The organism is Thalassospiraceae bacterium LMO-SO8, from assembly GCA_031655335.1.
Classification (GTDB): Bacteria; Pseudomonadota; Alphaproteobacteria; order Rhodospirillales; family Casp-alpha2; genus UBA1479.
In genome coordinates this window covers 1,419,213-1,431,586 of record CP134226.1, presented here as the reverse complement: position 1 = coordinate 1,431,586, position 12,374 = coordinate 1,419,213, and the positions used below count along the sequence as shown (strand labels likewise).

Here is a 12,374-nt window from a genome sequence, read left to right as displayed (position 1 = left end):
CGATCAATCCCGGCCCCTATAAATACGCAAAGAACAGTGTACTTAAAGTAAATAATACCCCCCGGCAAGATTAAGGGGGCGACCGGTCAGTCCATCAGGTTGTAGGTAAAAATCACCGCCAGCACGGCGACGACGATCCACAGCAGGACCGGCGTGCGGGGTTTGTCCTCGCCGTCGCGCAAGAGGCGCACGGTTTCCGGGTCGAGGGTCAGGCGGCCCTCGGCGAGGCGGCGGGCGCCGATTTCCAGGTCTTCCATGACGCGCGGCAGGCGTTCCGCCGCCTGGGCCAGGCCTTGCAGGGTGTCCATGACCTTGGCTTCCGGCCCCAGGTTGGCGCGCATCCAGTCCTCGATCAGCGGGCGGGCGAGCACCCACATGTTGGTGTCGGGGTAGAGTTTGCGGCTCACGCCCTCGGCGGTCAGCATGGTTTTTTGCAGCAACAGAAGCTGCGGCTGGGTTTCCATGGCGAAGGTTTCCGTGACCTGGAACAGCTGGCCGAGCAGGCGGCCGATGGAAATCTCGTGCTGGGGCTTGTCCAAAATCGGCTCGGCGATGGAGCGGCAGGCCTGGGTGAAGGCGTCGACGGATTTGTCGCGGGGCACCCATCCGGCCTCGAAATGGACTTCCGCCGCGCGGCGGTAGTCGCGGGTGAGGAAGCCCAGCAGCATTTCGCCCAGGTTGCGCCGGGTCTTTTTATCCACCCGGCCCATGATGCCGAAGTCGACGGCGCCGATGGCCCCGCCCTCCAGCACGAACAGATTGCCCGGGTGCAGGTCGGCATGGAAGAAGCCGTCGCGGAACACCTGGTTGAAGAAGGCGCGGGCCGCGTTTTCGACCACCGTCTTGGGCTCGATTCCCGCTTTAACAATGGCCTCCACGTCGTTGATGGGAAAGCCGTCGATGCGCTCCGTCGTCAGCACCCGCGATCCCGTGCGCGCCCAGTCGACGGCGGGCACGATGAAAGTGTCGTCGCCTTCGAAGTTGTCGGCCATTTCGGCGGCGGCGGCGGCCTCGAACCGCAGGTCCATTTCCAGTTCGACCGACTGGGCGATGGTTTCCACCACCTCGCGGGGCTTCAGGCGCTTCAAATCCGGGCGGGCGCGTTCCATCACGCGGGCGGCCCAGCGGAACAGGTCGAGGTCGCGGCGGAAGCGGGCCTCGATCCCCGGGCGCAGGATCTTGACCGCGACCATGGCCCCCTCGGTCGTTTCGGCGAAATGAACCTGGGCGATGGAGGCGGCGGCCACGGGTTCGTCGTCGAAGGACGCGAACAGGGTGTCCACCGGCACCTGGAATTCCTGCTCGATGGTCTGGCGCGCCAGGTCGCTGGAAAACGGCGGCAGGTCGTCCTGCAACTGGGCCAGGTCTTCCGTGATCTCCTCGCCCAGCAGGTCCGGGCGGGTCGACAGCGCCTGCCCCAGCTTGATGAAACTGGGCCCGGCTTCGGAAAGGGCGTTGGCCAGGCGCTCACCCGGCCGGCCCGGGACCGAGCGTTTGGACAACAGCTTGGCCGCCTTGGCCACGGCGGGCGCGACGCCCAGGTCCTCCAGCGGGAACAGGGCGTCGTGGCGCGCCAGAAGGCGGGCGATGGCGAACAGGCGCCAGAGGTTGGAAAGATGACCGCTCATGAATGCGTGTTCCGGTTGGGCGTCAGGTGCGCCAGGCGGAATGGATGGCCGCGATCCCGCCCGTCAGGTTGCGGTACTCGGCCCGCGCCAGACCGGCGGCGCCGATCATGGCCTTGAAGTCGTCCTGCGGCGGGAAGCGGCGGATGCTTTCCGCCAGATACTGGTATGAGGCCCGGTCGCCCGCGACCTTTTCGCCCAGCACGGGCAGAACCTTGAACGACCAGCGGTCGTAGATTTCGTCCAGCAGCGGCAGCACGACCTTGGAAAATTCCAGGCAGAGGAACCGCCCGCCCGGCTTCAGCACGCGCCGCGCCTCGGCCAGGGCGTTCTCGGGATGGGTCACGTTGCGGATGCAGAAGGCGGTGGTATAGGCGTCGAAGGAATTGTCGGGAAAGGGCAGGCGCTCCGCGTCGCCGGTGACCCAGTCGATGCCGCCCTCGTCCCGGCCCTTCAGCATGCCTTTATCGATGGCCCGCGCCTTGCCGACCTTCAGCATCTCCGTGTTGATGTCGCAGACCGCAACCGGCCCGCCGCCGCGTTCAAGGAACCGGAACGCGATGTCGCCCGTGCCGCCGCCGACGTCGAGCAGCGTCATGCCCGGGCGCGGCCGCAGCCAATCCAGCATGGCCGATTTCCACAAACGGTGGACGCCCAGCGACATCAGGTCGTTCATCAGGTCGTATTTGGAGGCGACGCTGTCGAACACGCCGCGCACCATGCCGGCCTTCTCGTCCTCGGCGACCTCGCGGAAGCCGAAGTGGGTCGTGCCGGGTCCGGCGCCGGGGCGCGCGGATGTGTCCGCGTTATCAGGGGTTTCGGGCGTCTCTTTGATCATGGCGATGGAACATAGCGTAACCGGCCGGGACAGGCTACGTTCCTTGGGCCTTCCCCGTCGTTTCCTGCCAAAGCCGCACGCCATGCCCGAATTGCCTGAAGTCGAAACCGTCCGCCGGGGGTTGATGCCCGCCATGCAGGGCAAGCGCCTGGATGCCGTGATCCCGCGCCGGCCGGACCTGCGCTTTCCCCTGCCCGACGGCTTCGGCCAGCGGCTCACGGGGCGCACGGTGGCCGCGATCCGCCGCCGCGCCAAGTTCCTGATGTTCGATCTGGACAGCCCGGACGTGCTGATCGCGCATCTCGGCATGTCGGGCAGCTTTCGCCTGGGTGCGGCGGCCTTCCCGGAAGAAAAGCACGACCATGTGATCTTCAAAATGTCGGGCGGCGGCGAGGTCCATTACAACGACCCGCGCCGCTTCGGGTTCATGGACCTGTGGCCGGCGGCGGATCTGGCGGCCCATCCCATGCTGGCCAGGCTGGGGCCGGAGCCTTTGGACGACGACGCCTTTTCCGGCCCCGTCCTGGCGGCCCGGCTGAAGGACAAGAAGACGCCGATCAAGGCGGCGCTGCTCGACCAGGGCGTGGTCGCCGGGGTCGGCAACATCTATGCCTGCGAGGCGCTGTACCGGGCCGGCATTTCGCCCAAGCGTCTGGCCCATACGGTGCAGGGGGCCAGGGCCGACCGGCTGGCCCAGGCGGTCAAGGCGGTGCTCAAGGACGCCATCGCCTCCGGCGGCTCCAGCTTGCGCGACCATATCCGCCCCGACGGGGAATTGGGCTACTTCCAGCATTCCTTCGACGTCTACGGACGCACGGGCGAGGCCTGCGCCAACGCGGCCTGCGGCGCGCCCATCCGCCAGATCCCCCAGGCCGGGCGGTCGACTTTCTACTGTTCCCGCTGCCAGAGGTAGGGTATCACCGGGCCATGACCTTGATAGCCCGCCTGCGTCCCGGTTTCGTCGCGGCCCTTTTGTGGCTGGCGGCGGCGCTGCCCGCGGCCGCGCAGTTCGTCGGCGGCATCGACGACCTGCCGCTGATGCCGGGCCTGACCGACATCCCCGACGCCGGCGTGGTGTTCGAGACGCCGGCCGGGCGCATCGTCGAGGCCCAGGCCCTGACCGGCGCCCAAGCCCGCGCCCAGGTCCTCGACTTCTATGACGCCAGCCTGCCGCAGCTCGGCTGGGAAAAGATCAAAAGCGGCCAGTACCGCCGCGAGGGGGAAACCCTGCATCTGGAATTCCCGGACGGCCCCGTGCCGACCGTGCGGTTCCGTCTGGCGCCGGGTCCCTGACCGGCCCGCGCCGCCGCCACATCGAGACCACTTCTTTACAAGGAACGGAAGCGACACCCATGGCTTACGAAAACATCATCGTCGAAACCCGCGGCGCCGTCGGGCTCATCACCCTCAACCGGCCGAAGGCGCTGAACGCGCTGAACAAGGCCCTGGTCGGCGAACTGCGCGCCGCGGTCGACGCCTTCGAGGCCGATGACGCGATCGGCGCCATCGTCGTCACCGGATCGGAAAAGGCCTTCGCCGCCGGCGCCGATATCAAGGAGATGCAGGGCCAAAGCTGGATGGACGCTTATAAAAGCGACTTCATCACCGTCGATTGGGAGCGTCTGGCAAGCTGCCGCAAGCCGACCATCGCCGCCGTGGCGGGCTATGCCTTGGGCGGCGGCTGCGAGGTCGCCATGATGTGCGACCTGATCATCGCCGGGGACAACGCCAAGTTCGGGCAGCCGGAAATCACCATCGGCACCATCCCGGGGGCCGGCGGCACGCAGCGCCTGACCCGCGCCGTGGGCAAGGCCAAGGCCATGGAGATGTGCCTGACCGGGCGCATGATGGACGCGGAAGAGGCCGAACGGTCGGGCCTGGTCGCGCGCATCGTGCCCGCGGCCGATCTGGTCGAGGACGCGGTCAAGACGGCGCAGGCCATCGCCGGCATGTCGCGGCCGCTTGCCATGCTGGCCAAGGAGGCCGTCAACCGGGCCTTCGAGACGACGCTTTCCGAAGGCGTGCGGTTCGAGCGGCGCATGTTCCACGCGACCTTCGGGACCGAGGACCAGAAGGAAGGCATGGCCGCCTTCGCCGATAAACGGAAGCCGGAATTCAAGAACCGCTGAGCGGACGGCGCGGGGCCCGGAAAACGCTTGCGCGGGACCTTGTTTTCCGGGCTTGACCTGGCCCCGGCCCGCCGATATAACCCGGCCTTCCGAATTCAGACCCAGAGTTAGAAAAGGGTGTCCAGATGGCACATCATGCCTCGGCCAAGAAACGCATTCGTCAAACGGCCCGCCGCACGCAGGTCAACCGCACGCGCCTGAGCGCCGTGCGCACCTCGATCCGCAAGGTCGAGGCGGCCATCGCCGGCGGCGACGCCGCCGCCGCCCAGGAAGCCTTCAAGAACGCGCAGCCGCTCGTCATGCGTGGCGCGCAGAAGGGCATCCTGCACGCCAACATGGCGTCGCGGAAGCTGTCGCGCCTGGTCAAGCAGATCAAGGGCCTGTCCGCCTGACGGCTGTCCCCGACCGCGACCAAACACCGAAAGGGCCGTGCTGAAAGCACGGCCTTTTTCTTTGCCCGAAGGGGCTCTCAACCCATTGCTGAGACTCGGAAAAACACGCCCGCCGCGGCCCGCCGCGAAGGGCCCTCGGGGGACTCTCGGGGCCATTTTTGTCAAGGGAATTATTTTGCAAATTTGGGGGGCGTTCGCGATTCGTCTCATTGCCATCGGCGGCGCGCGTCCGTAATATCCCCGTCGTCGTTGGGGGCTTCGCGCCCGCCAGCGGACTCATTAAGACGACGTCCGGCCGATACAAGCCAATAAAAAGAAAGGAGCTTTGAGAGAAAGATAAATCCTTTTTCTTTGCGATCCCGCGTGACTTCAATAATTTATAATAAAATTACTTGCTATTACTGATGTGCCTAAAAAATTCGTTATTTAATAATAGGCTAAAAAGCCAAATCTAAGGGGGGTGTGTCGCGGACAAGGTCTAACGTGTTCGCCGCTCATGCGGCGTCGGCTCTCGCGGCTCTAGAGAGGCGGCGGCGTGACGGAACCGCATTCAGGTTCCCGACATGGCGGCGGGCGTGAAGAAAGACAAGCCGCGACAGCGCCGGCCGGTGGTTGTCCCCACCGGGCCTTATCGCCTCCCAACACCCAGGGAGGGGGAACCTTGGCCGTGTGGCCGCCGGTCCCCCCTGATAATGAAAACAAGCACCGCCTGAATGGGCGGGACCGAATGTTGGTGGCAAAATGACGGAACAGCAGAGCCGAAACGTAGAGCCCTGCCAGGACCTGCAGGAAACCTGGTTGGAAATTTGTGAATCCCTGCGCGCCGAGATCGGCGAAGCCTCCTACCAAAGCTGGATCAAGCCCATGCGGCTCATCGGGAAGGACGGCAGCGCCGTGCGCACCGGCGTCCCGACCCGTTTCATGCGCGAATGGATTCAGGCCCATTACCAGGACCGATTGTCGGAGCTGCTGGACGGCCGGGGGCTGTCGGGCGGGCTCGACGTGGTCATTCATCAGGAACACGCGGCGTCGGGCCGGGCCGAGACCAAGCCCGCCGAGGCGCGCAAGGAAGACGCGGTCCCCGCCGGTCCGGTGAACGGCACGGGCATCGGCAACGGCCCCCACGCCGACGACATCGGCGCCCCCCTCGACCAGCGCTACACCTTTGACCGTTTCGTCGTCGGCAAGCCGAACGAATTCGCCTATGCCGCCGCGCGCCGCGTGGCCGAGGCCGAGGTCGTGCCCTTCAACCCCCTGTTCCTCTACGGCGGGGTCGGGCTCGGCAAGACCCACCTGATGCACGCCATCGCCTGGCACCTGCGCAAGACCCGCCCCGACCGCTCGGTCATCTACCTGTCGGCGGAAAAGTTCATGTACCGTTTCGTGCGCGCACTCCGCGAACACAACACGGTCGATTTCAAGGAGCAGTTCCGCTCCGTCGACGTGCTGATGGTCGATGACGTCCAGTTCATCTCGGGCAAGGAGTCGACCCAGGAAGAGTTCTTCCACACCTTCAACGCCCTGGTCGATCAGGGCCGCCAGATCGTGATCTCCGCCGACAAGTCGCCCAACGACCTGGAAGGCATGGAAGAGCGCCTGATCTCGCGCCTTAACTGCGGGCTGGTCGCCGACATTCATGCGACCACCTACGAACTGCGGCTCGGCATTCTACAGGCCAAGGGCGAGCAGATGGGCGTCGAGGTGCCGCTGAAGGTGATGGAATTCCTCGCCCACAAGATCACGTCGAACGTGCGCGAGCTTGAAGGGGCGCTTAACCGCGTCGTCGCCCATCATCAGCTGGTCGGCCGGGACATCACCCTGGAAACCAGCCAGGACGTGTTGCACGACCTTCTCAAGGCGTCGGAACGGCGGGTCACCATCGAGGAAATCCAGAAACGGGTATCGACCCATTTCAACATCCGCGTGTCGGACATGCATTCGGCCCGCCGGGCGCGCTCCGTCGCCCGCCCGCGCCAGGTCGCGATGTATCTCTCGAAGCAGCTGACGTCCCGCTCGCTCCCGGAAATCGGGCGTAAATTCGGCGGCCGCGATCACACCACGGTGATGCATGCGGTGAAGAAGGTGGAAGAACTGCGCGAGTTGGATTCCAGCTTCAACGAGGACGTCGAACTGCTGCGCCGGATGCTCGAGGGCTGATCCCTTCGGGGGCCCTGCCGGGTCCGCTTCAAAAGTCGCGACCGTGACCCGAATTTCGGGGAAAAGGCTTCGGAATCCAAGGGCCTCTGCTATAATGCCGCCTTGGTCAGAGGGTGCCCGTCCGGGTGCCTTCACGCTGCTCTCGGTGGGGGCTTTGGATCGGCATTTCAGCGCCCGGGGCGGAGGGTTCCTGCCCCGGTTTCGTTGCCGCCGGACCGGCCCGGAAAAGGGCCGGCCGGACGCCGGAACATCCCGCCGAAAGCGTCATAACGGCATGTAATTTTGAACGGCGATAGACGGCACATATGAAACTGACAATCGAGCGGGCCGCCTTGCTGAAGTGCCTTGGGCACGTGCAAAGCGTTGTAGAGCGCCGCAATACCATCCCCATCCTTTCCAACGTGAAGATCGAAGCCGGCGACGGCAAGCTGGCGCTCAACGCCACGGACATGGATCTCGACATCGTCGAGGCCGTGGCCGCCGATGTCGCCGAAGCGGGTGCGACGACGGCCCCCGCCCATACCCTTTACGACATCGTGCGCAAGCTGCCCGAAGGGGCGCAGGTGGTGATGGAAAAGGAAAGCGGCGGGCAACTGGTGCTCAAGGCCGGGCGCTCCCGATTCGCGCTTTCCTGCCTGCCGACCGAGGATTTTCCCGTTCTTGGCTCGGGCGAACTGCCGCATCAGTTCAAGCTGCCGGTGCACGACCTGAACACGCTGCTCGACCGCACCCGGTTCGCCATCTCGACCGAGGAAACGCGGTATTACCTGAACGGCATCTATCTGCATGTCGCCGAACGGGACGGCACCAAGGTGCTGCGCGCGGTCGCCACGGACGGCCATCGGCTGGCCTCGGCCGAAGTGCCCCTGCCGGACGGCGCCGACGGCATCCCCGGCGTGATCCTGCCGCGCAAGGTGGTGACGGAACTGGGCAAGCTGATCGACGAAAGCGTCGGCGATGTCTTCGTCGGCCTGTCGGAAACCAAGGCGCGCTTCGCCATCGACGAGATCGTCATCACGTCCAAGCTGATCGACGGCACCTTCCCCGATTACGAACGGGTCATCCCGCGCGACAACGACAAGATGCTCGACGTCGACCGCAAGCTTCTGGCCGCGGCCGTCGACCGCGTGTCGGCGATTTCCTCCGAGAAATCCCGCGCCGTGAAGCTGACCCTGGGGGCGGGCGTGCTCAAGCTGTCGGCCTCCAGCCCCGAACACGGGCTGGCCGAGGAAGAGATCGAGGTCGATTACAACGGTGATGGCCTGGAGATCGGGTTCAACGCGGCCTATCTGCTCGACATCACCCGCCAGATCGAGGGCGACACGGCGTCGCTGGCCATGGCCGACGCGGCCTCGCCCACGGTGTTGCGCGAAGCGGGCGACGAAAGTGCGTTGTTCGTGCTCATGCCCATGCGTGTTTGAACGGGTTTTTTAAGGAACGATCCTGTACGTCCAACCCACATTTGCCGCCGATGGGGCATACCCGGAAACCGCCGCCGCCGTTGCGGGCTCTCTTGCGGTCCGCCGGCTGACGCTGAGCGACTTCCGCTGCTATGCCGCGCTGCGGCTTGACGTGCCCGAAGGGCCGGTCGTGCTGGCCGGGCCCAACGGGGCGGGCAAGACGAACATCCTCGAAGCCTTGTCGTTCCTGATCCCGGGCCGCGGGCTGCGCCGCGCGCGCCTGTCGGAAGCCGCTCGCCGCGACCCCGGCGAGGATGCGCCCCCCCGCCCCCGGCCCTGGGCCGTGGCGGCGACGGTGGCCGGCCCGGACGGCGAAACGGATGTCGGCACGGGCCTTGCCGCCGGTGAGGCGGGCGACGCGGAAAAACGCCTGGTCCATGTCGACGGCGCGGCCCAGCGGGCCCAGGCCGTCCTGTCCGAACATGTTTCCCTGCAATGGCTGACGCCGCAGATGGACCGCCTGTTTCTCGACGGCGCCTCGGCCCGGCGGCGGTTTCTCGACCGTCTGGTCTATGGCCGCGATCCGGCCCATGCGGGGCGCGTCGGCGGGTATGAGCAGGCGATGCGCGAACGGTTGCGCCTGCTGACGGCGCGGGGCGGGTGCGACGACGCCTGGGTCTCGGCCCTGGAAGCCACCATGGCGGAACGCGGCGTCGCCATCGCGGCGGCCCGGCTCGACATGGCCGGACGCCTGGCCGGCCAGTTGGAGGCCGCCGGCGACGGCCCGTTTCCGGCCGCCGACCTGGCCGTCGAGGGCGAGGTCGAGGCCTGGCTGAACGGCGGCTCGGCCCTCGACGCCGAGGACCGCCTGAAGGCCGCGTTGAAATCCGCGCGCGGACGCGACGGCGACAGCGGGCGCACGGCCCACGGGCCGCATCGCTCCGACCTTTATGTCGAATACAAAAGCCGGGGCCGTCCGGCGGCCGACTGTTCCACGGGCGAACAGAAGGCATTGTTGATTTCCCTGGTGCTGGCGCAGGCGCGCCTACAGGCGGCGGAACAGGGGCGCGCGCCCATCCTGCTGCTGGACGAGGTCGCCGCCCACCTGGATGCCGACCGCCGCGCCGCCCTGTTCGCCGAGATCGAAGCCCTGGGTTTGCAGGCCTGGATGACCGGCACGGACCTGGATCTGTTCGGCCCGCTTGCCGGACGGGCGGCCTTCTTCCACGTCGCCGAGGCCAAGGTCCGCCGTCAGGACCCATGACCGGCCAACATTGAATTTTCCCGGGCGGCGCTTTTGCCGGCCCCAATCTGAAGAGCGTGAACGACCATGACCGACGAACCCGAAACACCCGAAGCCCCCGAAATCGACGCCGCCGCCCAGCGGCGCGCGGACAACAACGGCGAATACCTGGCGGATTCCATCAAGGTCCTGCGCGGCCTCGACGCCGTGCGCAAGCGCCCGGGCATGTACATCGGCGACACGGACGACGGGTCGGGCCTGCACCACATGGTCTACGAAGTCGTCGATAACGCCATCGACGAAGCCTTGGCGGGCTACTGCGACACGGTGCGGGTGACGCTCAACGGCGACAACTCGGTGACCGTGTCCGACAACGGCCGTGGCATTCCCGTCGACATCCATACGGAAGAAGGCGTTTCGGCGGCCGAGGTCATCATGACCCAGCTGCATGCCGGCGGTAAGTTCGACCAGAATTCCTACAAGGTCTCGGGCGGCCTGCACGGCGTCGGCGTATCCGTGGTCAACGCGCTTTCGGAATGGCTGGAACTGCGCATCTGCCGCGATGGCAAGCAGCATTTCGTGCGCTTTTGCGACGGCGAGGTCGAGGCGCCGCTGAAGGTCATCGGCGACGCCCCCCTGGACGACGACGGCAAGCCGATCTCCGGCACCGAGGTCACGTTCCTGGCGTCCAAGGAAACCTTCACCCAAACCGATTACGACTATGCGACGCTGGAACATCGCCTGCGCGAACTGGCGTTCCTCAATTCGGGCGTGGGCCTGACCCTGACGGACGCGCGCGGGGTCGAACCGCAGACCAAGGAACTGCGCTACGAGGGCGGGCTTCAGGAATTCGTCAAATACCTCGACCGTTCCAAGAACCCGGTGCTGGCCGACTCGATCGCCGTTTCCGGCGAAAAGGACGGCATCACCGTGGAAATGGCGATGCAGTGGAACGACAGCTATCACGAGACCATGCTGTGCTTCACCAACAACATCCCGCAGAAGGACGGCGGCACGCACCTGGCCGGCTTCCGCGGCGCCCTGACGCGCATGATCAACAACTACGCCAACGCGTCGGGCATCGCCAAGAAGGCCAAGGTCGCGATCACCGGCGACGACGCCCGCGAAGGCCTGACCTGCGTGCTGTCGGTCAAGGTGCCCGATCCCAAGTTCTCGTCTCAGACCAAGGAAAAGCTGGTGTCGTCCGAAGTCCGCCCGGCGGTGGAAAACCTGGTCGGCGAGGGCCTGGACCGCTGGTTCGAGGAACATCCCGCGGAAGCGCGCAGCGTGATCGGCAAGATCATCGAGGCCGCCGCCGCCCGCGAGGCGGCGCGCAAGGCCCGCGAACTGACGCGGCGCAAGGGGGCCTTGGACATCTCAACCCTGCCCGGCAAGCTCGCCGACTGTTCGGAACGGGACCCGGCGCTGTCGGAACTGTTCATCGTCGAAGGGGACTCGGCCGGTGGCTCCGCCAAGCAGGCGCGCCACCGCCAGAACCAGGCGATCCTGCCGCTGCGCGGCAAGATCCTCAACGTGGAACGCGCGCGCTTCGACAAGATGCTGTCGTCGGCGGAAATCGGCACGCTCATCGCCGCGCTCGGCACCGGCATCGGGCGCGAGGATTTCAACGTCGAGAAATGCCGCTACCACAAGATCATCATCATGACGGACGCCGACGTGGACGGCAGCCACATCCGCACCCTGTTGCTGACCTTCTTCTTCCGCCAGATGCCGGAACTGGTGACGCGCGGTTACCTCTATATCGCGCAGCCGCCGCTGTACCGGGCAAAGCGCGGCAATTCCGAGGTCTATCTCAAGGACGACGCGGCGATGGAAAAGTATCTGTTCGCCAGCGCCATCGACGAGGGCGCGGTGATGCGGCCCTACGACGGCAGCCAGATCGCCGGCCCGGAACTGCACGCCGTGGTGCGCGAGGCCCGCGACGTGAAGGCCATGGTCGGGCGCCTGTCCCAGCACGTGCCCATGGCCCTGGTCGAGCAGGCGGCGATCCTGGGGGCCTTCAACCCGGACATCCTGTCCGACCAGGAACTGGCGCGGGGCACCGCCGAATACATCGCCAAGCGCATGGACGCCCTGGTGCCCGAGGCCGAACGCGGCTGGACCGGCTCGGCCCTGCCCGGCGGCGGGTTCTCCATCGACCGCACCCTGCGCGGCGTTTCGGAAAGCCACGTCATCGACGGCCAGGTGATCCGCTCTTCGGAAGCCCGCCGGCTCGACGGCATGGCGCCGGCCTTGCAGGCGCGTTACGCCCGCCACGGGGTGCTGATCCTGAAGGAAAAGGAACATGTCATCACCGGGCCCGTGTCCCTGGTCGACGCGGTGATGGACGCCGGCAAGAAGGGCATCGGCGTCCAGCGCTACAAGGGTCTCGGCGAAATGAACCCGGACCAGCTTTGGGAAACCACCCTGGACCCCAACGCGCGGTCCCTGTTGCAGGTCCGCATCAACCATATCGATGACGCCGAAGAGGTGTTCTCCACCCTCATGGGCGACATCGTCGAGCCGCGCCGCGAGTTCATTCAGGAAAACGCGCTGAAGGTCGCCAACCTGGACATCTGACGGCCCCGGC

10 protein-coding genes are annotated in these 12,374 nt (G+C 66.2%); 8 read left to right on the top strand and 2 right to left on the bottom strand.

Annotated features, from left to right (window positions below):
- Positions 1–86: 86 nt before the first annotated feature.
- Complete coding sequence (gene ubiB / locus RJ527_06925) at positions 87–1,628, bottom strand: 2-polyprenylphenol 6-hydroxylase (protein WND77469.1); 1,542 nt, start codon at positions 1,626–1,628, stop codon at positions 87–89.
- Positions 1,629–1,650: 22 nt separating this feature from the next.
- Entirely contained in the window at positions 1,651–2,463 is an 813-nt protein-coding gene (ubiE, locus tag RJ527_06920; GenBank protein WND77468.1) for a bifunctional demethylmenaquinone methyltransferase/2-methoxy-6-polyprenyl-1,4-benzoquinol methylase UbiE, read from the bottom strand.
- 82 nt (positions 2,464–2,545) lie between these two features.
- On the opposite strand from ubiE, the gene mutM reads away from it, so the two are divergent.
- From mutM to gyrB, 8 genes are all read left to right on the top strand, one after another.
- Positions 2,546–3,376 carry a bifunctional DNA-formamidopyrimidine glycosylase/DNA-(apurinic or apyrimidinic site) lyase gene (gene mutM, locus RJ527_06915; protein ID WND77467.1) on the top strand — a complete coding sequence of 277 codons (831 nt, stop codon included), beginning with the start codon at positions 2,546–2,548 and terminating at the stop codon, positions 3,374–3,376.
- A 14-nt stretch (positions 3,377–3,390) separates the two neighbouring features.
- Positions 3,391–3,756, top strand: coding sequence for a hypothetical protein (locus RJ527_06910; protein ID WND77466.1), 366 nt, complete (start codon positions 3,391–3,393; stop codon positions 3,754–3,756).
- Positions 3,757–3,815: 59 nt separating this feature from the next.
- Positions 3,816–4,592, top strand: a complete 777-nt coding sequence (locus RJ527_06905) for an enoyl-CoA hydratase (protein ID WND77465.1) — start codon at positions 3,816–3,818, stop codon at positions 4,590–4,592.
- A gap of 125 nt (positions 4,593–4,717) precedes the next feature.
- Positions 4,718–4,984, top strand: a complete 267-nt coding sequence (gene rpsT, locus RJ527_06900) for a 30S ribosomal protein S20 (GenBank protein ID WND77464.1) — start codon at positions 4,718–4,720, stop codon at positions 4,982–4,984.
- 741 nt (positions 4,985–5,725) lie between these two features.
- Positions 5,726–7,141, top strand: a complete 1,416-nt coding sequence (gene dnaA / locus RJ527_06895; GenBank protein ID WND77463.1) for a chromosomal replication initiator protein DnaA — start codon at positions 5,726–5,728, stop codon at positions 7,139–7,141.
- Between the two features lie 305 nt (positions 7,142–7,446).
- Positions 7,447–8,562 carry a DNA polymerase III subunit beta gene (dnaN, locus tag RJ527_06890; protein ID WND77462.1) on the top strand — a complete coding sequence of 372 codons (1,116 nt, stop codon included), beginning with the start codon at positions 7,447–7,449 and terminating at the stop codon, positions 8,560–8,562.
- A 151-nt stretch (positions 8,563–8,713) separates the two neighbouring features.
- Complete coding sequence (gene recF, locus RJ527_06885) at positions 8,714–9,805, top strand: DNA replication/repair protein RecF (GenBank protein ID WND77461.1); 1,092 nt, start codon at positions 8,714–8,716, stop codon at positions 9,803–9,805.
- A gap of 66 nt (positions 9,806–9,871) precedes the next feature.
- Entirely contained in the window at positions 9,872–12,364 is a 2,493-nt protein-coding gene (gene gyrB / locus RJ527_06880; GenBank protein ID WND77460.1) for a DNA topoisomerase (ATP-hydrolyzing) subunit B, read from the top strand.
- Positions 12,365–12,374: the final 10 nt, after the last annotated feature.

Coding starts and splice junctions, on each gene's coding strand:
- ubiB (WND77469.1), bottom strand. CDS start 1,628: ATGAGCGGTCATCTTTCCAACCTCTGGCGCCTGTTCGCCATCGCCCGC.
- ubiE (WND77468.1), bottom strand. CDS start 2,463: ATGATCAAAGAGACGCCCGAAACCCCTGATAACGCGGACACATCCGCG.
- mutM (WND77467.1), top strand. CDS start 2,546: ATGCCCGAATTGCCTGAAGTCGAAACCGTCCGCCGGGGGTTGATGCCC.
- RJ527_06910 (WND77466.1), top strand. CDS start 3,391: ATGACCTTGATAGCCCGCCTGCGTCCCGGTTTCGTCGCGGCCCTTTTG.
- RJ527_06905 (WND77465.1), top strand. CDS start 3,816: ATGGCTTACGAAAACATCATCGTCGAAACCCGCGGCGCCGTCGGGCTC.
- rpsT (WND77464.1), top strand. CDS start 4,718: ATGGCACATCATGCCTCGGCCAAGAAACGCATTCGTCAAACGGCCCGC.
- dnaA (WND77463.1), top strand. CDS start 5,726: ATGACGGAACAGCAGAGCCGAAACGTAGAGCCCTGCCAGGACCTGCAG.
- dnaN (WND77462.1), top strand. CDS start 7,447: ATGAAACTGACAATCGAGCGGGCCGCCTTGCTGAAGTGCCTTGGGCAC.
- gyrB (WND77460.1), top strand. CDS start 9,872: ATGACCGACGAACCCGAAACACCCGAAGCCCCCGAAATCGACGCCGCC.